The 22,616-nt window shown below is 20.4% G+C and carries 18 protein-coding genes; 9 read left to right on the top strand and 9 right to left on the bottom strand.

Going from position 1 to position 22,616, the window contains the following annotated elements; all coding sequences use genetic code 11:
- The first annotated feature begins 83 nt into the window (after nt 1-83).
- A complete protein-coding gene (gene pyk / locus D9V81_RS01110; protein ID WP_158349725.1) occupies nt 84-1,523 on the top strand; it encodes a pyruvate kinase in 1,440 nt (479 codons plus the stop codon).
- Between the two features lie 200 nt (nt 1,524-1,723).
- On the opposite strand, the gene aspS is transcribed toward pyk, so the two are convergent.
- Genes aspS through trxB form a run of 3 tightly spaced genes read right to left on the bottom strand, consistent with a single transcriptional unit; the run spans nt 1,724 to nt 4,668 of the window.
- Nucleotides 1,724-3,421, bottom strand: coding sequence for an aspartate--tRNA ligase (aspS, locus tag D9V81_RS01105; protein WP_158349479.1), 1,698 nt, complete (start codon nt 3,419-3,421; stop codon nt 1,724-1,726).
- Nucleotides 3,422-3,455: 34 nt separating this feature from the next.
- Nucleotides 3,456-3,674: a translation initiation factor IF-1 gene (infA, locus tag D9V81_RS01100; RefSeq protein WP_158349478.1), complete on the bottom strand. Its 219-nt coding sequence runs from the start codon at nt 3,672-3,674 to the stop codon at nt 3,456-3,458.
- 19 nt (nt 3,675-3,693) lie between these two features.
- Entirely contained in the window at nt 3,694-4,668 is a 975-nt protein-coding gene (gene trxB / locus D9V81_RS01095) for a thioredoxin-disulfide reductase (RefSeq protein WP_158349477.1), read from the bottom strand.
- 187 nt (nt 4,669-4,855) lie between these two features.
- Here trxB and serS point away from each other — a divergent pair, with 187 nt between their 5' ends.
- From serS to tpiA, 6 genes are all read left to right on the top strand, one after another.
- A complete protein-coding gene (gene serS / locus D9V81_RS01090; RefSeq protein WP_158349476.1) occupies nt 4,856-6,151 on the top strand; it encodes a serine--tRNA ligase in 1,296 nt (431 codons plus the stop codon).
- 31 nt (nt 6,152-6,182) lie between these two features.
- Nucleotides 6,183-7,271, top strand: a complete 1,089-nt coding sequence (serC, locus tag D9V81_RS01085; protein WP_158349475.1) for a 3-phosphoserine/phosphohydroxythreonine transaminase — start codon at nt 6,183-6,185, stop codon at nt 7,269-7,271.
- 76 nt (nt 7,272-7,347) lie between these two features.
- Nucleotides 7,348-8,637, top strand: a complete 1,290-nt coding sequence (gene aroA / locus D9V81_RS01080) for a 3-phosphoshikimate 1-carboxyvinyltransferase (protein WP_158349474.1) — start codon at nt 7,348-7,350, stop codon at nt 8,635-8,637.
- Nucleotides 8,638-8,724: 87 nt separating this feature from the next.
- Nucleotides 8,725-9,417: a (d)CMP kinase gene (gene cmk, locus D9V81_RS01075; RefSeq protein WP_158349473.1), complete on the top strand. Its 693-nt coding sequence runs from the start codon at nt 8,725-8,727 to the stop codon at nt 9,415-9,417.
- A gap of 86 nt (nt 9,418-9,503) precedes the next feature.
- Complete coding sequence (gene rpsA, locus D9V81_RS01070; RefSeq protein ID WP_158349472.1) at nt 9,504-11,126, top strand: 30S ribosomal protein S1; 1,623 nt, start codon at nt 9,504-9,506, stop codon at nt 11,124-11,126.
- 137 nt (nt 11,127-11,263) lie between these two features.
- Nucleotides 11,264-12,031, top strand: a complete 768-nt coding sequence (gene tpiA, locus D9V81_RS01065) for a triose-phosphate isomerase (RefSeq protein ID WP_158349471.1) — start codon at nt 11,264-11,266, stop codon at nt 12,029-12,031.
- A 105-nt stretch (nt 12,032-12,136) separates the two neighbouring features.
- Here tpiA and pfkA read toward each other — a convergent pair whose 3' ends face one another.
- From pfkA to D9V81_RS01040, 5 genes are all read right to left on the bottom strand, one after another.
- Entirely contained in the window at nt 12,137-13,099 is a 963-nt protein-coding gene (gene pfkA, locus D9V81_RS01060; RefSeq protein WP_158349470.1) for a 6-phosphofructokinase, read from the bottom strand.
- A gap of 48 nt (nt 13,100-13,147) precedes the next feature.
- Nucleotides 13,148-13,849 carry a 2,3-diphosphoglycerate-dependent phosphoglycerate mutase gene (gpmA, locus tag D9V81_RS01055; RefSeq protein WP_158349469.1) on the bottom strand — a complete coding sequence of 234 codons (702 nt, stop codon included), beginning with the start codon at nt 13,847-13,849 and terminating at the stop codon, nt 13,148-13,150.
- A 95-nt stretch (nt 13,850-13,944) separates the two neighbouring features.
- A complete protein-coding gene (gene sucB / locus D9V81_RS01050) occupies nt 13,945-15,105 on the bottom strand; it encodes a dihydrolipoyllysine-residue succinyltransferase (RefSeq protein ID WP_158349468.1) in 1,161 nt (386 codons plus the stop codon).
- A 15-nt stretch (nt 15,106-15,120) separates the two neighbouring features.
- Complete coding sequence (locus tag D9V81_RS01045) at nt 15,121-17,808, bottom strand: 2-oxoglutarate dehydrogenase E1 component (protein WP_158349467.1); 2,688 nt, start codon at nt 17,806-17,808, stop codon at nt 15,121-15,123.
- A 61-nt stretch (nt 17,809-17,869) separates the two neighbouring features.
- On the bottom strand, nt 17,870-18,613 hold the full coding sequence (locus D9V81_RS01040; protein WP_158349466.1) for a Nif3-like dinuclear metal center hexameric protein: 744 nt from the start codon (nt 18,611-18,613) through the stop codon (nt 17,870-17,872).
- A gap of 155 nt (nt 18,614-18,768) precedes the next feature.
- Here D9V81_RS01040 and fldA point away from each other — a divergent pair, with 155 nt between their 5' ends.
- Nucleotides 18,769-19,290, top strand: coding sequence for a flavodoxin FldA (gene fldA, locus D9V81_RS01035; RefSeq protein WP_158349465.1), 522 nt, complete (start codon nt 18,769-18,771; stop codon nt 19,288-19,290).
- A 141-nt stretch (nt 19,291-19,431) separates the two neighbouring features.
- Here the strand turns inward: fldA and gap are convergent, their stop codons facing one another.
- A complete protein-coding gene (gene gap / locus D9V81_RS01030; protein WP_158349464.1) occupies nt 19,432-20,424 on the bottom strand; it encodes a type I glyceraldehyde-3-phosphate dehydrogenase in 993 nt (330 codons plus the stop codon).
- A gap of 131 nt (nt 20,425-20,555) precedes the next feature.
- Here gap and D9V81_RS01025 point away from each other — a divergent pair, with 131 nt between their 5' ends.
- On the top strand, nt 20,556-22,610 hold the full coding sequence (locus tag D9V81_RS01025) for a DEAD/DEAH box helicase (protein WP_158349463.1): 2,055 nt from the start codon (nt 20,556-20,558) through the stop codon (nt 22,608-22,610).
- Nucleotides 22,611-22,616 lie beyond the last annotated feature (6 nt).

Raw genomic sequence — 22,616 nt, 5'->3', positions numbered from 1 at the left:
ATTTTTTATAAAATATTTTATATAATAGTTTATTATATTTATAATTTAAATATTAATTTACTAAATTATGGTTAATTAAAATGATTTTAAAAAAAACAAGAAGAACAAAAATAGTAATTACATTAGGACCAACAACAGATGATGGTAATAATCTTGAAAAATCAATATTAGCTGGTGCTAATGTATTACGTTTAAATTTTTCTCATGGTACTCAAGAAGAACATGAAAGTAGAGCTTATCATGCATTTCGAATTATTAAAAAAATTGGATGTCATGTAGCTATATTAGGAGATTTACAAGGTCCTAAAATTCGAATATCTGGTTTTAAAAATAATTATGTCTTTCTTATTCCAGGTAATACATTTATATTAGATACTAATTTAATAAATAATGAAGGTGATGAAAAACGCGTTGGTATAGATTATAAACAATTATCATCAGATTTAAAAATTAATGATATTTTATTATTAGATGATGGTAGAATACAATTAAAAGTATTTGAAATTTATGATTCAGAAGTAGTTACAAAAGTTTTAATTGGTGGAAAATTATCAAATAATAAAGGAGTTAATAAATTAGGAGGTGGTTTATCCGCAGATTCTTTAACAGAAAAAGATAAAAAAGATATTATTGTAGCAGCTAATATTGGTGTTGATTATTTATCAGTATCATTTCCAAGACATCCTAGAGATTTAATGTTAGCTAGAGAATTATCATATAATTTAGGAAATAATCCAAAAATAATAGCAAAAATGGAAAGAGCAGAAGTTGTTTCAAATGTAAATATTATGAAAAGAATGATATTAGCATCAGATGCAATTATGGTGGCAAGAGGAGATTTAGGAGTAGAAATTGGTGATTCGGAATTAGTTGGTACTCAAAAAAAATTAATAAAATATGCAAGACAACTTAATCGAATAGTAATAACAGCTACACAAATGATGGAATCTATGATTAATAATCCAATTCCTACAAGAGCTGAAGTTATGGATGTTGCTAATGCTGTTCTTGATGGAACTGATGCAGTAATGTTATCAGCTGAAACAGCTACTGGAAATTACCCATCTGAAACTGTACAAGCAATGTCAAATATATGTAAAGGAGCAGAAAAAATACCTAGAATGAGTATTTCTAAACACAGACTTAATACTAAATTTGATAATATCGAAGAAACTATCACAATGTCTGCAATGTATGCTGCAAATCATTTAAATGGTGTACGTGCAATTATTACATTAACAGAATCTGGATTAAGTGCCTTATTAACATCAAGAATTAGTTCTGGATTACCTATTTTTGCATTATCAAAACATCAAAATGTATTAAATTTAGTTTCTTTATATCGCGGAGTTATTCCTGTTTATTTTAATAGTCAAAATAAAGGGTTAAAAGTAGCACATGATGCAATTTTATTATTATTAAAGAAAAATTTATTAAAAATAGGTGATATTATTATTATTACACAAGGAGATATTATGGGTCAATCTGGAAAAACAAATATTCATAGAATTTTAAGAGTATAATTATTTTTAATATATAAAATTCTAATATAATTTTAAATTTTAATATTTATATTATATATTAATAATTTATTATTATTTTAATAAAATTTAAATAATATTTTAATTAATTTAAATTATATAAAATAAATTTTTATTTTATATAATATTAAATTAATTAATAATATTAATATAATTAAATAATTTTTTTATAATTAATATTATTAATATATTAATTTAGATGGAGATTTAGTCATTAAACAAGTAGCTGTATTAGTTTTAGGGAATGCAATAACATCTTTTATAGATTTATTTTTTGTTAATAGCATAACAATTCTATCTAATCCTAAAGCAATTCCTGCATGGGGCGGTGTACCATATTTTAATGCATTAAGAAAAAAATGAAATGGATTATTTTTATTTATAATTGATATTCCTAATATTTCAAAAATAATTTTTTGTATTTTAAAATTATTAATACGTACAGATCCTCCTCCAATTTCATATCCATTAATTACTAAATCATAAGAATTAGAAATGACAGATTCAGGATTTTTTTTTAATATATTTATATCAATATTCTTCGGAGCTGTAAATAAATGATGTACTGCTGAAATTTTATTTTTATTTTTTTTAAACATAGGAAAATCAATAATCCAAACAGGTTTCCAAGTATTTTTTTTAATAATATTAATTTCTTGAGCAATTATTTTTCTTAATTTATGAAATAAATTATATATTACATTAGATTTTCCAGACATAATTAAAATTATATCATTATTTTTAGCTTTTATAAAATTAATAATTTCTATAATATGTTTTTGAAAAATTTTTGAAAAAGTAATAATATTATATTTTATTTTAGTATTATTAATATAAATATATGAATATTCAATATTTTTTTCTAAATTAATTAATTTATTAAATTTATCTATTTGTTTTTGTTTTAATTTTAATATTCCTTTTGGAATTATTATAGCTACTACTATACTATGTAATTTATTAAATTTATTATCAGATTTTTGAATTATATTATTTATATTATGTAATATAATAGGATTTCTTAAATCAGGTTTATCAGAACCATACTTTTCAATAGATTCCTGAAATGATATAATAGGAAATTTTTTTAAATTATAATTAATAATTTTTTTCCATAATGATTGTATCATTAATTCAGTAATTTCTCGTATTTGAATATCATTAATAAATGATGCTTCTATATCTATTTGTGTAAATTCAGGTTGTCGATCAGATCTTAAATCTTCATCTCGAAAACATTTTGCAATTTGATAATATCTATCTATACCAGAAATCATTAATAATTGTTTAAATATTTGCGGAGATTGAGGTAAGGCATAATATTTTTTTTTATGCATTCTACTTGAAACTAAATATTCTTGAGCTCCTTCAGGAGTAGATTTACTTAAAATAGGTGTTTCAATATTTAAAAAATTATTTTTATTCATAAAATTTCTTATATTTTCAGTAATTTTATGACGTATTTTTAAATTTTTCAACATATTTAAATTACGTAAATCTAAATAACGATATTTAAATCGAATTTTTTCTTCATTAATATTATGAATATCTATAGGTAAAGATTCTGATGCATTAAAAATTTTTAAATTATTAGCAATAACTTCAATTTCTCCAGTATTAATTTTTTTATTAATATTTTTAAATTTTCTTTTTTTTACTATTCCAGTTACTTGTATACAAAATTCCTGTTTTAATTTTAATGCATTTTTAAAAAGAATATGATTATTAGAATTAAAAAATATCTGTATAATACCTTTACAATCTCTCATATCAATAAAAATAAAATTTCCAAAATTTCTCTTACGATGTACCCATCCACATAATGTAACAATTGTATTAATATCAGATATTTTAATTTTTCCACAATATTTTGTACGCATCAATGTTTTTTACCTATTATAAAATTTTAATATTTTATCGACTACGAAAAATAATTCTTCCTTTAGTTAAATCATAAGGAGTAAGTTCTACTGTTACTTTATCTCCTGTTAATATTCGAATATAATTTTTTCTCATTTTTCCAGATATATGTGCAGTAATAATATGTCCATTTTCTAATTTTACTTTAAACATTGTATTTGGTAATGTATCTATAATATTACCTTGCATTTCAATGTTATTTTCTTTCATTATATTATCCTTTATTATAATGTTAAATAGTATTATTTAAATTTAAATTATTTAAATATTTTTCTGCATCTAATGCTGCCATACATCCACTTGCAGCAGATGTTATTGCTTGTTTATAAATATAATCTACAACATCTCCTGCTGCAAAAATACCTTTTATATTTGTTTGAGTTGTGATGTTTTGTTTTTTTTTATTTAATACAATATATCCATTTTTTGTTTTTATTAAATTTTTAAATATTTTAGTATTTGGAATGCTACCAATAGCAATAAACAATGCTGATGTATTAATATTTTTTGTTTTTTGTTTTTGAGTAGAATTAATTTTAATTGAAATAATTTCTTTTTCATTTACTATAATATCTGAAATAATATAATCAGTATGTAAAATAATATTTTTTTTTTTCATTATTTGATATAATCTATTTATTAAAATTTTTTCTGCTTTAAAATTTTTTTTTCGATGTATTAAATGTATTTCAGAAGCAATATTTGATAAATACAATACTTCTTCTATAGCTGTATTACCTCCTCCAACAATACAAACTGTTTTATTTTTATAAAAAAAACCATCACATGTAGCACATGTTGATATTCCTTTTCCTATAAATTCTTTTTCTTTTTTTATTCCTAAATATTTTGGTGAGGATCCTGTAGCAATAATTATTGAATAACTAAAATATTTTTTATTATGACAATTAATTTTAAAATAATTATTTATATGATTAATATTTAATACTTCATCTTCAATAATATTTGTTTGTAAAGATTTTGCATGTTTTTCCATGTCATTCATTAATTCAAAACCTGTTGTTTTTTGAAATCTTCCAGGCCAATTTTCAATTTTTTCAGTTTTTATTAATTGTCCCCCTTTATATAATCCAGTAATTAATAAAGGTTTTAAATTAGCTCTTGATGCATATATAGCAGCTGTATATCCTGCAGGTCCTGATCCAATAATAATTAATTTATGAATAATTTTATTTTTTTTATACATTATAAATACTCAATAAAAATATTTAAACATATTAATATAATAAAAAATAATATTTATATAATAAATTTTAATAATTAATTATATAATATTATATATTAATTATTAATATATTTTTTTAAATATAATAATTATAATTAATATATCAATATGTTATATTAATATTATTAATTTAATAATTTTAAATATTATGATTAATCCATATTTATTACGTCATCAAATTGATATAATTTCTAAAAAATTAGAAACTCGGGGTTTTATTTTAGATAAAAAATATTTATTTTTAATAGAAAAAAAACGTAAAGAATTACAAATTGATTTTGAAAATTTAAGACATAAATATAAAAAATTATCTCAAATAATTGGAAAAAATAAAAATATTCAAACATCTATTATAGATTTAAAAAAACAAGTTTTAAAAATAAAAGAAATTTTAAAAATTAAAAATAATGAATTAAAAAAAATTAAAAAAAAAATTAAAAAATTTACATCATTAATTCCAAATATACCTGATTCTACGGTTCCAATTGGTAATAATTATATTAATAATTTAAAAATTAAATCATGGGGTAAAATAAAAAAATATAATTTTAATGTTCAAGATCATATAGAATTAGGTAAAAAAATTAATGGATTTGATTGGTTTTCAGCAAGTGAAATGTCTGGTGCACGTTTTGTAATTATGAAAAATAAAATGGCATTATTATATCGAGCAATAGGACAATTAATGTTAGATGTACACACTATGGAACATGGATATATTGAAATGAATATACCATATTTAGTAAATAAAAATAGTATGTATGGTACTGGACAATTACCTAAATTTAAAGAAGAATTATTTTATGTATCTACAATAAATAAAAATCAAAAAAATGATAAATATATTTTAATACCAACAGCAGAAGTTCCATTAACAAATTTATTTCGTAATATGACTATTAAAGAAAATGATTTACCTATTAAATTAACTGCATATTCACCCTGTTTTCGATCAGAAAATTTATCTTATGGAAAAGATACAAGAGGATTAATTAGATTGCATCAATTTGATAAAGTGGAACTTTTTCAAATTACTAATCCTGAAAATTCTATGTTTTGTTTAGAACAATTAACATTACATGCAGAAAAGATATTAAAATTATTAAAATTACCATATAGAAAAATGTTATTATGTACTGGAGATATGGGATTTGCAGCTACTAAATCATATGATTTAGAAGTATGGTTTCCATCACAAAATACTTATCGAGAAATTTCTTCTTGTTCAAATATGTCAGATTTTCAAACAAGGCGAATACAAGCAAAATATTACCAAAATAAAACAAACAAAAAAATTTTATTACATACAATTAATGGTTCAGGATTAGCTATTGGAAGAACATTAGCAGCAATTTTAGAAAATTATCAAAATTCTAATGGATTAATTGAAATACCAGAAATATTAAGTCAAAAATATTTAAATGGTATGAAATTTCTTAATTAATTTTATAAATTTTTTTAAAATAAGATAAAATATGAATAAAAAAATATATAATTTTAGTGCTGGACCTGCTATGCTTCCAGAAGAAGTTTTAAAAAAAGTAAAAAAAAATTTTTTAAATTGGAATAATATTGGTGCATCAATAATAGAAATTAGTCATAGAAGTATAGAATTTAATGAAATAATTAAAAATTCTAAAAAATATTTAAAAGAATTATTGAATATTCCTAAAGAATATGTAATATTATTTTGTCAAGGGGGAGCACGAGGACAATTTTCTGCAATACCGATGAATTTATTAAATAAATTTAATTGCGCAGATTATATTAATAGTGGTTATTGGTCTTATCAAGCTTTTTTAGAAGCAAAAAAATATTGTTTTCCTAATAATATATATGTTAGAGAATACATTAATGGAAAAATATCAATTTCTAATATGAAAAAATGGTTATTACATAAAAATTCAGATTATATACATTATTGTCCAAATGAAACTATTGAAGGTATTTCAATATATGAAGAACCAAATTTTAAAGATAAAATAGTTATAGGAGATTTTTCTTCATACTTATTATCTCAAAAAATTAATATTAAAAAATATGATTTAATTTATGCTAGTGCACAAAAAAATCTTGGACCATCAGGTATTACTATAGTTATTATAAAAAAATCATTATTAGAATATAAAAATTCTGATATACCATCAATTTTAAATTATAAAAAGAATTTTTTATTTCAATCTATGTTAAATACTCCAGTAACTTTTTCTTGGTATATTATTAGTTTGGTATTAAAATGGGTAAAAAAAAAAGGAGGAATTGATTATTTTGAAAAAATAAATATTAAAAAATCTAATTTATTATATCAAAAAATTGATGATAGTAATTTTTATATTAATAATATTCATTCAAAAAATAGATCACGTATGAATATTACTTTTCAATTAAAAAACAAAAAATTAAATGATCTTTTTTTAAAAGAAGCAAATAAATTCGGATTAAAATTTTTAAAAGGACATAAAATAATAGGCGGATTTCGTGCATCTATATATAATGCTATGCCTTTATCTGGAGTTGAAAAATTAGTATCATTTATGATAGATTTTGAAAATAAATTTAAATAATTTTAAAAAAATTATATTAATTTTATAAAATTAAAAATAAAACTTAAATTTAATATTTTTATAGGAAAATAATTATATGAATAATTTTTTAACTTTAAATCCAATATCTGAAGTTAATGGAAATATATATTTACCAGGATCAAAAAGCATTACAAATCGAGTATTATTATTATCTGCATTATCTAATGGGAAAACTCATTTAAAAAATATATTATATAGTGATGATACTATTCATATGTTAAATGCATTAAAAATAATGGGTATAAAATATAATTTAATTAATAAAAATAATTGTATTATTTATGGATGTTCAAATAATTTTCAATATCAATCAGGTATATCTTTATTTTTAGGTAATGCAGGTACTGTAGTAAGGCCTTTAACTGCAATTTTATCTTTACAAAATAAAGAAATTATTATTACTGGTGATTTAAGTATGAAAAAACGTCCTATTAAAGATTTAATAGATTCTTTAAGACAAGGGGGAGGAAAAATTAAATATTTAGAACAAGAAAATTATTTACCAATAAAAATACAAGGAGGATTTGTTGGTGGAAAAATTATTATTAAGAGTAATATTTCTAGTCAATTTTTAACATCTTTATTAATATCAGCTCCTTTATCAAAAAAAGATACTAATATTATTATTAAAAATACATTAGTATCTCAACCATATATTGATATGACGCTTAAAATTATGGAAGATTTTGGAATTATGGTATATAACAATCATTATCAGGATTTTTATATTCCTGGAAATCAAACATATCATTCTCCTGGTGAATATTTAATTGAAGGTGATGCATCTTCAGCAACTTATTTTCTTGCTGCTGCTGCAATTAAAGGTAAAAAAATTAAAGTTATAGGTATTAATCAGGATAGTATACAAGGAGATATAAAATTTGTAGATATTTTAAAAAAAATGGGTGCTAAAATTCATTGGGGAGAAAACTTTATAGAATGTATGAAAGGTCAATTAAAAGGAATTACTTTAGATGCAAATGATATTCCTGATGCAGCAATGACTATTGCTATGTTAGGTTTATTTACAGATGGATCTACTACAAATATTAAAAATATATATAATTGGAGAGTGAAAGAAACAGATAGATTACATGCTATGTCAAATGAATTAAAAAAAATTGGAGCAAATATTATAGAAGGTGAAGATTATATTAGTATTACTCCTCCAAAAGAATTTATACACGCAAAAATTAATACTTATAATGATCATAGAATGGCTATGTGTTTTTCTTTAATAGCATTATCTAATACACCTGTTACAATTATGAATCCTAATTGTGTTTCAAAAACATTTCCAAAATATTTTTCTGAATTTAAAAAAATTAGTAATTTAAAAAAATAAAATATATTATAAAAAAATATTATAAATAAATTAAAATAATTTTATATATTTATATTCATTCAATAAATTTTATATGAGAATTTTTAAATGATAAAATTAGCTCCTGTTATTACAATAGATGGGCCTAGTGGATCGGGAAAAAGTGTTTTATCTAAATCATTATCTAAATATTTAAAATGGTTTAATTTAGAATCTGGTATTATTTATAGAATATTTGCATGTTTATTTTTAAAAAAAAATGGTTTAATTTCAAAAAATAATTTATTATCATTATTAAATGATTTAGATAATTATTTTATTTATAAAAATGGAATGATATATAATTTTATAACAAAAGAATTTTCAAAAAAATATATTATATCAAAAGAAGTAACAAATATAGCTTCAAAATTATCAACTATTTCTTATGTAAGAAAAAATTTATTAATTAAACAAAGGTTATTTCGTAAAAAACCTGGATTAATTGCTAATGGTCGTGATATGGGAACTGTTGTATTTCCTGATGCTATTATTAAAATTTTTTTAAAAGCAACATTAAAACAAAGAGTTTATAGAAGAATGTATGAATTAAAAAACAAAGGTTTTAATATTAATTTTAAAAATATATTGTTTCAAATTCAAAAAAGAGATAATAGAGATATTAATAGAAAATATTCTCCATTAAAACCAGCAAATAATGCAATTATTATAGATTCTAGTAATATGAATTGCACAGAAGTTTTTAAATTAGTAATAAAATATATTAAAAAAAATAAATATTTTAAAAAATATACTCTATAATTAGGATGATTATAGAAAATATTAACTAACCTATTTTACATGAAGTAAAAATAGTTGTTAAATTAAATTGAATTAAAAAAATATATATGAATGAAACATTTTCACAGTTATTTGAAAAATCTTTAAAAAATATCCAAACAAAAACTGGATCAATTATTTCAGGAACAGTTATTGCAATAAAAAAAGATTCAGTTTTAATTGATTCTGGTTTAAAATCTGAATCATATGTTCCTATTGAACAATTTCGAAATAAATTTGGTCATTTAGAAGTTAAAGTTGGTGATAATATTGATGTTGCTTTAGATGCTATAGAAGATGGTTTTGGAGAAACAATATTATCTAGAGAAAAAGCAAAAAAACATGAATGTTGGATTGAATTAGAAAAAGCATATGCAAAATCTGAAATTGTAATGGGAATAATTATTGGAAGAGTAAAAGGTGGATTTACTGTTGAGTTAAATGATTTACGTGCATTTTTACCGGGTTCATTAGTAGATATTAGACCTATTAAAGATACTAGTCATTTAGAAAATAAAGAATTAGAATTTAAAGTAATTAAATTAGATCAAAAAAGAAATAATGTTGTTGTATCAAGAAAAGCAGTTATTGAATCTGAAACAAGTGCTGAAAGAGATCAATTATTATTAAATCTTCAAGAAGGTATGAAAATTAAAGGTATAATAAAAAATTTAACTGATTATGGTGCATTTGTTGATTTAGGTGGAGTAGATGGTTTATTACATATAACTGATATGTCTTGGAAAAGAGTAAAACATCCAAGTGATATTGTTAGTATTGGAGATGAAATTTTTGTAAAAATATTAAAATTTGATAAAGAAAAAACAAGAGTTTCATTAGGATTAAAACAATTAAGTGAAGATCCATGGAATTCTATTTTAACTCGATATCATGAGGGTAAAAAAATCACTGGAAGAGTAACAAATTTAACAGATTATGGTTGTTTTGTTGAAATTGAAGAAGGTATAGAAGGTTTAGTACATATTTCTGAAATTGATTGGACAAATAAAAATATTCATCCTAATAAAATAGTACATATTAATGAAATTGTTAAAGTAATGATATTAGATATTGATGCTGAAAGACGTCGAATTTCATTAGGTATTAAACAATGTAAACCAAATCCATGGGAAATATTTTCTAAAGTAAATAAAAGAGGAGTACATGTAAAAGGAAAAATTAAGTCTATTACTGATTTTGGAATTTTTATTGGTTTAAAAGGTGGAATTGATGGATTAGTGCATTTATCAGATCTTTCATGGAAACATGATAATGAAAAAGAATTAAATAAATATAAAAAAGGAAATGATATTATTGCTGTAGTATTACAAGTAGATCCTGAAAGAGAAAGAATTTCTTTAGGAATAAAACAATTAAAAGAAGATACTTTTAGTAAATATATTCAAAAATATAAAAAAGATGATATTGTTCCAGGACAAGTTATTTCAATTAATAATAAAATTGCTAAAATTGATTTAGGTAATGATGTTATTGGTATTATTAATATTACAAAAAAATTAGATGTATTAAATATAAATGATTTAATTGAATGTAAATTTAATAAATTTGATCGTAAAAATCGAATTATTAAATTAATTTTATATAAAATATATAAAAATAAAAAAGATGAAAAACAAGCTTTTATAAATAAATTTAAAAATGATCCTTTTTTTAAATTAAATAAAAAATAATTTACTTAATAAAAAAACTAAATTAATTATATTAAATATATAATATTTTATATAATATAAATTATATTTCTTTTAAAGAAACTAAGTTATATATAAATATTTATTTAGTAACTTAGTTTCTTAGATTTGAGGATATTATGAATAAATTTATTATTGCAGGAAATTGGAAATTAAATGGAAATAATATATTAATATCTAATTTTATAAAAAAATTAAAAATGTTTTTTAAAACACATAGTATTATTAATACTATAATTTTTATTCCTCCGATAGTATATATAAATAATATTAAAGATATAATTCAAGAAAAAAATTTTTTTTTAGGTGCTCAAAATGTTGATTTAAATTTATCAGGAGCATTTACTGGTGAAATTTCTGTTAATATGATAAAAGATATTGGAGTAAAATATGTTATTATTGGACATTCTGAACGAAGAATATTACATTATGAAAATAATAAATGTATTGCTCAAAAATTTAAAATTTTAAAATCAAAAAAAATAATTCCAATTTTATGTTTAGGAGAAAATTTAAAAGAAAAAAATTTTAATAAATCTGAATTAATTTGTAGAAAACAAATTGATGAAATTATAACAATAGTAGGAAAAAATGCATTTCAAAATTCTATTATTGCTTATGAACCTATATGGGCAATAGGGACAGGACAGGCAGCAGATTTAAAATATGTCATTAAAATGCATAAATTTATTAAAACATATATTTCAGAAAATAGTAATATTAATATTCATGATGTTATTGTACAATATGGTGGTTCAGTTAATGAAAATAATATTGAACAATTTTTTAATACTAATGATATAAATGGAGTACTATTAGGTAACTCAGCATTAATATATGAAAAATTTACTAAAATAATTAAAATAACGAATAAATTACGTTATTAATTCATTAATAATATATATTTATTAAAAGTATTTAATATTTTTATATAAAAATATAATATATTTAGCGCCGGTGATAGATAATTTCCGGCACTTAAAAAAAATCATTTAATATAATTCTTTTGCTATTTTTAATAAATTATATTGAAATTTTTTTTTTTTATTTTTAGTTGCAACATCAATGTCATAATGAATAATTTTTTCATTTTTAATTCCAATACATTGTCCACCATATCCTTTTAATATTTTTGAAATAGCATAATTTCCCATTTTAGATGCTAAAATACGATCATATGCAACTGGGGCTCCTCCTCTTTGTATATGACCTAAAATAGTTGCTCTAGTTTCTCTATTGGTATTGTATTCAATATATTTAGCTAATTGTTCTACATCACAAATACATTCTGTAATTGCAATTATTGCATGTTTTTTTCCTTTTTTTATAGCAATTTGTATTTCTTTTAATAATAATTCTTTTTTAAATATCATATTAGGTAATACAATAAATTCACAACCTCCAGCTATGGCTGCTGATAAAGTTAAATCTCCACAAAATCTTCCCATAACTTCAACTATTGAAATACGTTGATGTGATAATGAAGTATCACGTAAACGATCAATAGCTTCTATAATAGTTTCTAATGCAGTAAAATAACCAATAGTATAATCAGTACCAAAAATATCATTATCAATTGTTCCAGGTAAACTAATACATGGTATTCCTAATTCTGTAATTTTTTTTGCACCAAGATATGATCCGTCTCCTCCAATTATTATTAATGCATCAATTTTTAAATTTTTAATATTTTTTATAGCTATAGTTCGAATATTATGATTATGAAATTCAGGAAATCTAGCAGATCCTAAAAATGTACCTCCACGATTTATCATATTAGATACATTGCTATATTTTAATTGAATTATACGATTTTCATATAAACCTAAATATCCATCATATATTCCAAACATTTCTAATTTATTATTTAAACCTGTACGAACTATAGATCTAATAGCGGCATTCATTCCAGGAGCATCACCTCCACTTGTTAAAACACCAATTCTTTTAATCATATATCATCTTATAAAAAATAAAAAAAATATTAATGTAGAATATAAAATTTATTCATTTTTTAAAAATGAATATTTTATTGAAAATTTGTTATTATTAAAATTATATATAATAGGTACTCCAGTTGGAATATGTAAATTAAAAACTTCTTGATTATTTAAATTAGATAAATATTTTACTAATGCTCGAAGAGAATTACCGTGTGCAACAACTAAAACTCTTTTTTTTTTTTTGATATCTGGAAAAATATGATCTTCCCAATATGGCAATAATCTTTTTAAAGTTAATTCTAAGCTTTCAGCAGTAGGCATATTATCTTTATATAAATTATGATATCTTTGATCATGACATATTGAATAATTTTTATCTTTTTGTATTTTTGGAGGTATTGCTGTAAAACTTCTACGCCATTGTGTTACTTGATCTGCACCATATTTTGAAATAATTGATTCTTTATTTAATCCCTGTAAATCACCATAATGTCTTTCATTTAATCGCCATGTTTTTTTAATTGGTAACCAACATTGTTCTAATTCAGTTAATATTGACCATAAAGTATAAATTGCTCTTTTTAATACAGAAGTATAACAAACATCGAATAAAAAATTATTTTTTTTTAATAATTTTCCAGCTAATTTAGCTTCTTTTATTCCTTGATTAGATAAATTTACATCAGTCCATCCTGTAAATTGATTTAATTTATTCCATTTACTTTCACCATGTCTAATTAAAACTAATTTATTTGTTTTCATAATATATCCTTTGATATTTTTATTATTTTTTTTAAAATGTAATGTAAATATTTAATAATAGAAATTATATAATAATATTTAAAATATGTTATATTTTAAATATTTAATAAAATTCTAGAAAAATCTTCTAATATATTTTTTATCATATTTAAAAAACTAACAGCTTCTTTTCCATCAATCATGCAATGATCATAAGATAATGCAATATACATCATTGGTGCAATTTTTATATTTCCATCAATAGCTATAACTCTATTATTAATAGCATGTATTCCTAAAATAGCAGTTTGAGGTGGATTAATTATTGGAGTTGATAATAATGATCCAAAAGTTCCTCCATTAGTAATTGTAAAATTACCACCTAATAAATCTGATAATTGTAATTTTCCTTCATTACCTTGTAATACAAAATATTTAATTTTTTTTTCTATGTCAGCCATAGACATTTTATCAGCATTTTTTAAAATCGGAGTTACTAATCCTTTATTTGTGGAAATTGCAATATTTATATCAAAAAATTTATAATATACTATTTCATCATTATCAATTCTTGCATTTATAGAAGGAAATTGTTTTAAAGATTCTACTACAGATTTAACAAAAAAAGACATTAATCCTAATTTTACATTATATTTTTCTTGAAAAAGAACACTATATTTTTTTCGAATTTCAATAATTGATTTCATATTTACTTCATTAAATGTTGTTAACATAGCAGTATTATGCATAGTACGTAATAATCTTTCTGCTATTCGTTTTCGTACTATAGTAATTGGTACTCTATGTTCTTTATTTAATGTAGTATCATTTATTAATAATTTTTTTTTTTTTTTTGAATAATTGAATTTAAAATCTTGATTATTAGAATTATTTAATAGATTATTTTTTGTTGCAATAATTCTTCTTAAAGAAGGACTAAGATAATTTCTTTGATTATTTGATATTTCAAAATGATTTTTTTTATTTTGAATTTTATTTTTAAAAAAAATATTTTTTTTTAAATTTTTATTTTCTTTAATTTCTTTTATATACCCTAAAATTTGTTTATTATGTACTATCGTTCCTGTAGATTGTAATATTTTTATTAAAATACCATTAACTTGTGATGGAACTTCTAAAATTACTTTTTCAGTTTCTATATCTACTAATACTTCATCTTGTTTAACAAGATCTCCTATTTTCTTATACCATTTAACAACAGTAGCTTTATTAATCGATTCAGGTAATTCCGGAACTAAAATATTTGTTTGATTCATTTAAATATCTCTTTATTAAACATTTAAAGCATCAAAAATAATTTTTTTTTGTTGATTTTTATGTACACATAAACATCCTACTGCGGGAGCAGCAGAAGAAGTACGACCGATATATTTTAAAGTATTATTAGGTATAATTTTTTTAAATTTATGATACATATAATACCATGCACCTTGGTTTTTTGGTTCTTCTTGACACCAATAAAATTGTTTATTTTTATAAAAATTTATTAATTTTAAAATTTCATATTTCGGAAATGGATATAATTGTTCAATACGAATCAAAATAATGTTTTTTATTTTTTGATTTTCTCTTTCATTAAATAAATCGTAATATATTTTTCCAGAACAAAAAATAATTTTTTTAATATTATTTTTTTTAAAATTTTTAATTTCATCAATAATTTTATAAAACTTTCCATTTTTTATTTCTAAAAAATTAGAATATGTCATAGGATTTCTTAAAAGAGATTTTGGAGTTAAAATAATTAAGGGTTTTATATTTTCACAAAACGATTGATGAATTAATATATGATACATTTGCGCTGAAGTAGAAGGAATACAAATTTTTATATTATTTTGAGAAGATAGTTGTAAAAATCTTTCTAATCGAGCTGAAGAATGTTCTGGTCCTTGTCCTTCATAACCATGAGGTAATAACATAATTAATTTAGATTTTATTCCCCATTTTTGTTCTCCTGAACTAATAAATTGATCTATAACAATTTGTGCTCCATTAAAAAAATCACCAAATTGCGCTTCCCAAATGTTAATTGTATTTTTTGAATCAATTGAATACCCATATTCAAAAGCTAATACAGCTTCTTCTGAAAGTACAGAATTACAAATATAAAACTTTCCTTGATTTTTTTTTAAATGATTTAAAGGAATATAACTTGATCCATTTTTTTGATCATATACTATAGCATGTCGATGAAAAAATGTACCTCTTCCAACATCCTCACCAGATAATCTACATGATATACCTTGAGATAATATATTTGCATATGCAAGAGTTTCTAATGAACCCCAATCAAATAATTGATCATTAAGTATCATATTTTGTCGTTCTTTATATATTTTTAATACTCTTTCATGTAAATTAATAAATTTAGGTATATAATTAATTTTCTTAAATAATAGTTCTAAATCTTCTTTTAAAATATATTTTTTTTTATTTATAAAAATATTTAAATTATTATGATTTATTTTTTTTATAAAAGTTAATCTATTTAATTTATTTCTTTGTTTTTCTATTTCGTTATTTAAATAATTACTATCAAGTTGTATTTCTGACATTAAATATTTATGATAAATTTGACAAATTGTTTTATGTTGTTTGATTTTTTTATACATTAATGGTTGTGTTACACTTGGTTCATCAGCTTCATTATGTCCTCTTCTTCGATAACAAATTAAATCTATAAAAACATCTTTTTTAAATTTATATTTAAAATCTAATGCTAATTTTGTAACAAAAATTACAGCTTCTGGATCATCAGCATTAACATGAAAAACAGGAGATTGTATCATTTTAGCAATATCTGTACAATATTGACTAGATCGTATATCTTTTATATTAGAAGTTGTAAAACCAATTTGGTTATTAATAACAATATGTAATATACCTCCAATAAAATAATTTCTTGTTTGAGACATATTTAATAATTCTTGATTTACTCCTTGACCAATAATCGCAGCATCCCCATGAATATTTATAGGTAAAATACAATTCGTATCCTTAAGTTGACATTGATCAATATAAGCACGAGAAGAACCCATAACTACTGGATTAATAATTTCTAAATGCGAAGGATTAGATTTTAAATCAATTTCTATTATTTTATCTTTTATTTTTATTTGCGATGTCATACCAAGATGATATTTTGCATCTCCAGTACCATATGATATTTTATATTTTTCAGAAAATTCATTACATAAATCAGAAATATTTTTATTTAAAATATTTACTAAAACATTTAATCGTCCTCTATGAGCCATACCAATAATAATTTTTTTTGTTATTTTATTATAAGTGTAATATATAATTTCTTTTAATAAAGAAATTAATACTTCACATCCTTCTAAAGAAAAACGTTTTGATCCTGGAAATTTAGCATGTAAATATTTTTCAAATACTTCTGATTTTATTAATTGTTTTAATATTTTTTTTTGTTTTTTTTTTGGAATTTGAAATTCTAATTTTTTTTTTTCAATATATTTTTGTAACCATTTTTTTTCATTAATATTTGAAATATGCATATATTCAATCCCAATAGATTGACAATATATATTAGTAAATTTCAAATATATTTTTTTAAAATTATTATTTTTTTTAAATATACTATCAATATTATTGATATCATCATTTCTTAAACAAAAATCATTAAATATTAATGAATATAATTTGTCTTTTGTTAAAACATTTTTTAATGGATTAGTATTTGAATATTGATGTCCATATTTTCTAATATATTTTATAAATTTTAATATTTTTAATTTTTCATATTGAAAAACGTTTTTTTCGTTATTTATTTGTAATAAATTAATATTTTCAAAATCATGTTCGTTATTTTTAAAAAATTTTTTCCAATATACAGATACTAAATTAGGATTTTTTATAAATTTTTGATAAATTTTTTCAATATATAATTGATTTAAACTACTACATTTAAAAAATTTATTATTAATTTCTTTTTTCATGTTTCACCTATTAATATAATTAAATTATTAATTTAAATTTTATGTAAATAAAAAATAAATTTTATACTGGATTATATAATTCAATAAATTCAATATCTAAATTATATTTTTTCATTAACCATATTCCTAATGCTTGAATTCCATATCGTTCTGTAGCATAATGTCCTGCTGAAAAAAAATGAATTTTATTTTCATAAGCATAATGTAAAGTATCTTCAGATACTTCTCCTGTTAAAAATGCATCAATATTGAATTCATGAATATTTTTTATAAAATCTTGGCCTTTTCCACTACACCAAGCAATATTATTAATTATATTATTTTTATTATGTTGAAAACATAAAGGTTTTCTTTTAAATTTATTATGTATTTTATTAAATAAATTTAATACAGAAATAGGAGAATTAAATTTTCCCCATAAAATTAAATCTGATATTTTTCCTAATACATTTATATTTAATTGATTAGCTATTTGAATATTATTTCCTAACGTTTTATGTATATCTAAAGGTAAATGCCAATTATATATATTAATATTATTTTCTAAAATTGATTTTAATCTTTTTTTTTTATTTTTGATAATTTTAGAACATTCATTTTTCCAAAAAAAACCATGATGTACAATAATAGCTTGAGCATTTTTTTTAATAGCAATATTAATTAATTTTTGACAAATACTTACTCCTGTAATAATTTTTTTTATATATTTTGTTCCTTCAATTTGTAAACCATTCGGTATTACATCATGAAATAAATGATTATTTAATTTTTTATTAATAATTTTTTCTAATTGAAAATTATTCATATTATTTTTCCATTTAATAAAATATTTAAAATATAATTAAATAATTAAAATCATTATTTTATTTTGATAAAATATATTTATTAATATTTTTTTTAATAATTGAAAAATTTAAAATATTTAATATGAAATAAATTATAATTTATTATGGAGATAAAATGAAAAAAATAGGAATTTTTTTTGGTAGTGATACTGGAAATACTGAAAAAATTGCAAAAAAAATTTATAATATCATTGGATCAAATAAATCAGAAATTTATGATATTGCTAATATTAAAATAAATAAAATTAATGAATTTGATGTTTTAATTTTTGGAATACCAACTTGGTATTATGGTGAATTACAATGTGATTGGGATGAATTTTTACCAAAATTAAAAAAAATAAATTTAAAAAATAAAATAATAGCACTATTTGGATGTGGTGATCAAGAAGATTATAGTGAATATTTTTGTGATGCAATGGGAATAATATATAATATTTTAAAAAAAAAAAATGTTACATTAATTGGAAAATGGCCAATTAAAGGATATAATTTTGAATCTTCTAAGGCATTATTTGACAAAAATAATTTTGTAGGATTAGTTATTGATGAAGATAGACAACAAAAACAAAGTGATGATAGAATAAAAGAATGGTTAAAAAAAATAATGATAGAAATAAAAAATATAATTATTTAAATAATAAATTTAAAAAATTATATTTTATATTTTTTATTATATAATTAAATTTATTAGGTATAAATACAGCATGTAATAATTTCATATAATAATTAAACATGCTGTTTTTTTTTCTTAAAAAATTACATTTAATTATATTAATTAAGCAATTAAATTTACTAAATCTAAAACTTTACTTGAATAACCAGTTTCATTATCGTACCAAGAAATTAATTTTACAAAATTATTATTTAAAGATAAACCTGCTTTAGCATCAAAAATTGATGTTATATGAGAACCATTAAAATCTGTAGAAACAACATCTTCATTAACATAACCGATAATATTTTTCATATGTTTTTTAGAAGCATCTTTAATAATTTTACAAATTTCGTTATAATTTGTTGCAATATTTAATTTTACAGTTAAATCTACTACAGAAACATTTGGAGTGGGAACACGAAATGCAATACCTGTTAATTTTCCTGCTAAATCAGGTAATACTTTACCAACTGCAATAGCGGCTCCTGTTGATGATGGTATAATATTTTGTAATGCACCTCTACCTCCTCTCCAATCTTTTTGTGAAGGTGAATCAACAGTTTTTTGTGTTGCAGTAGTAGCATGTACAGTTGTCATTAATCCTTCTATAATACCAAAATTTTCATGAATTACTTTAGCTAAAGGAGCTAAACAATTTGTAGTGCAAGATGCATTAGATACTATATCTTGACCAGAATATTGATCAAAATTTACACCATTAACAAACATAGGTGTATTATCTTTAGGTGGAGCTGTAATAATAACTTTTCTTGCTCCTGATATAATATGTTTTTTTGCGCTACTTGTAGTAAGAAATATACCTGTTGACTCAATAACTATATCTGTATTTAAAGTATTCCAAGGAATATTTTCTGGATTTTTTTCTGAAAAAATCATAATTTTCTTATTATTTATAAGAATATAATTATTTTTAATTTTAATTGAACCTACAAATTTTCCATGTGTAGAATCAAATTTTAACATATAAGCTATATATTTAATATCAAGTAAATCATTAATACCAACAATTTCAATATTTGATCTTTCTTGAGCTAATCTAAATACTATTCTACCAATTCTACCAAATCCATTAATACCAACTTTAATAGTCATTATTATATTCCTTATTTTCAATTTTAAAAATATTTTTAATTAAAAAATATAATTATTTTAATAATTTAATATTTTTATTTATATTATTTATATATAATAACAAATTTTTTTTAAAATGAAAAATAATTTTTATGAAAAAAAAAAAAATATTATCTTTTTTGGAAAATGATTTAGTTATTCATATTAAATATGGCATTGGACAATATAAAGGATTAAGTATTATTAAACATAATAATATTTTAAATGAATACATTACTATACTTTATGCAAATAATGATAAACTATATATACCTATTTCAAATTTATATTTAATTAAAAAATATAATTCTAATTTTAATAATAAAAAAATAATTTTAAATAAATTAGGTTGTGAAAAATGGAATACAGAAAGAAAAAGAATTTTTAAAAATATTAATGATACTGCAATACAAATATTAGAAAATCATGCAAATCGTATGACTAAATTAGGATTTTCTTTTCAAAACTATAATAAAGAATATGAATTATTTTGTAAAATGTGTCCATTTGAAATGACTAAAGATCAAAACTTAGCTATGAAATCAGTATTATTAGATATGAATAAATCAATTCCCATGGATCGATTAATTTGTGGTGATGTAGGATTTGGAAAAACAGAAATAGCAATTCGAGCATCATTTATTGCTGTAAAAAATAAAAAACAAGTTTTAATTTTAGCACCAACTACTATATTAGCTCAACAACATTATAAAACTTTTAAAAATAGATTTTTAAAATATAATATTAAAATTGGTATTTTATCACGTTTTCAAAAAAAATCTAAACAACTAATATTAATGAATCATATTAATACTGGAAATATTAATATTATTATTGCTACACATAAAATTTTATTTAATAATTTAAAATGGTATAATTTAGGATTATTAATTATTGATGAAGAACATAAATTTGGAGTTAATCAAAAAGAAAATATAAGAAAGATGTTTTCTCATATTGATGTTTTAACGTTAACTGCTACACCTATCCCAAGAACATTAAATATGGCTATTAATGGTATTCTCGATTTATCAATTATTTCAACACCACCAATAAACCGATTACCAGTAAAAACATTTGTAAAAATATATAATAAAAAATTAATTAGAAAAATTATTTTATTTGAAATTTCAAGAAATGGACAATTATATTTTATTTGTAATAAAATACAAAACTTAAAAGAAAAATTAATTATATTAAAAAAAATTGTTCCTGAAGCAAAATTTCAAATTGCACATGGAAAAATGAATAGTGAAATCTTAAAAAAAATAATGAATAATTTTTTAAAAAAAAAGTTTCAAATATTAATATGTACTACTATTATAGAAATAGGTATTGATATACCGTCAGTTAATTCTATTATTATAGAAGATGCAGAATATTTTGGATTAGCTCAATTACATCAATTAAGAGGTCGAGTTGGACGATCTAATATACAATCTTATGCTTGGTTTTTAATAAAAAATAAAAAAACAATATCATTAAATGGAAAAAAAAGATTAGAAGCAATTAATTCTAATCAAAATTTTAATTCAGGTTTTGAATTATCAAAACATGATTTAGAAATTCGAGGTGTGGGAGAATTATTAGGAAAAAACCAAAGCGGACATTCTAAAAATATTGAATTATCTCTTTATATTAAATTTTTAAATAAAGCAATAAAATATATTAAAAATAATAAAAGTTTATCATTGCATGAATTAGAACAAGAAAATCCAGAAATTAAATTATCAATTCCAACAATATTTCCTGAAAAATATATTTCTGATATTAATTTAAGATTAATTTGGTATAAGAAAATCTTTTCAATTAATAATATAGATAAATTATTAAAAATTAAAAAAAAATTAATTAATAAATTTGGAATATTACCAATAGAAGTAAAAAATTTAATTATAATGATAAAAATTAAAATTTTTTCAAAAAAAATGGGTATTTTAAAAATAAAATCTAATAAAAAAAATACTATTATTATATTTTCTAAGCAAAATAATTTAATTGATATTACTAAATTATTAAATATTTGTAAAATAGAATTTAAAAAATGGAAATTAAATGATCAATATTCTTTAAAAATATCATATTATATTACTGATGATAAAAAAAGAATAAAATGGATATTTTATATATTAAAAAAAATAAAAAATAGTATTATTATTAATAATTAATTAAAT

Origin of the sequence: Buchnera aphidicola (Therioaphis trifolii), assembly GCF_005080705.1 — a bacterium.
Lineage (GTDB): Bacteria > Pseudomonadota > Gammaproteobacteria > Enterobacterales > Enterobacteriaceae > Buchnera_L > Buchnera_L aphidicola_X.
The sequence above is the reverse complement of the archived record's forward strand: the minus strand, read 5'-3'. Positions and strand labels throughout refer to the sequence as shown.

Bases quoted from the DNA above. Each gene is read 5' to 3' on its own strand.
- aspS (WP_158349479.1), bottom strand. From the start codon at position 3,421: ATGCGTACAAAATATTGTGGAAAAATTAAAATATCTGATATTAATACA.
- trxB (WP_158349477.1), bottom strand. From the start codon at position 4,668: ATGTATAAAAAAAATAAAATTATTCATAAATTAATTATTATTGGATCA.
- serS (WP_158349476.1), top strand. From the start codon at position 4,856: ATGATTAATCCATATTTATTACGTCATCAAATTGATATAATTTCTAAA.
- serC (WP_158349475.1), top strand. From the start codon at position 6,183: ATGAATAAAAAAATATATAATTTTAGTGCTGGACCTGCTATGCTTCCA.
- aroA (WP_158349474.1), top strand. From the start codon at position 7,348: ATGAATAATTTTTTAACTTTAAATCCAATATCTGAAGTTAATGGAAAT.
- cmk (WP_158349473.1), top strand. From the start codon at position 8,725: ATGATAAAATTAGCTCCTGTTATTACAATAGATGGGCCTAGTGGATCG.
- rpsA (WP_158349472.1), top strand. From the start codon at position 9,504: ATGAATGAAACATTTTCACAGTTATTTGAAAAATCTTTAAAAAATATC.
- tpiA (WP_158349471.1), top strand. From the start codon at position 11,264: ATGAATAAATTTATTATTGCAGGAAATTGGAAATTAAATGGAAATAAT.
- pfkA (WP_158349470.1), bottom strand. From the start codon at position 13,099: ATGATTAAAAGAATTGGTGTTTTAACAAGTGGAGGTGATGCTCCTGGA.
- gpmA (WP_158349469.1), bottom strand. From the start codon at position 13,849: ATGAAAACAAATAAATTAGTTTTAATTAGACATGGTGAAAGTAAATGG.
- sucB (WP_158349468.1), bottom strand. From the start codon at position 15,105: ATGAATCAAACAAATATTTTAGTTCCGGAATTACCTGAATCGATTAAT.
- D9V81_RS01045 (WP_158349467.1), bottom strand. From the start codon at position 17,808: ATGAAAAAAGAAATTAATAATAAATTTTTTAAATGTAGTAGTTTAAAT.
- D9V81_RS01040 (WP_158349466.1), bottom strand. From the start codon at position 18,613: ATGAATAATTTTCAATTAGAAAAAATTATTAATAAAAAATTAAATAAT.
- fldA (WP_158349465.1), top strand. From the start codon at position 18,769: ATGAAAAAAATAGGAATTTTTTTTGGTAGTGATACTGGAAATACTGAA.
- gap (WP_158349464.1), bottom strand. From the start codon at position 20,424: ATGACTATTAAAGTTGGTATTAATGGATTTGGTAGAATTGGTAGAATA.
- D9V81_RS01025 (WP_158349463.1), top strand. From the start codon at position 20,556: ATGAAAAAAAAAAAAATATTATCTTTTTTGGAAAATGATTTAGTTATT.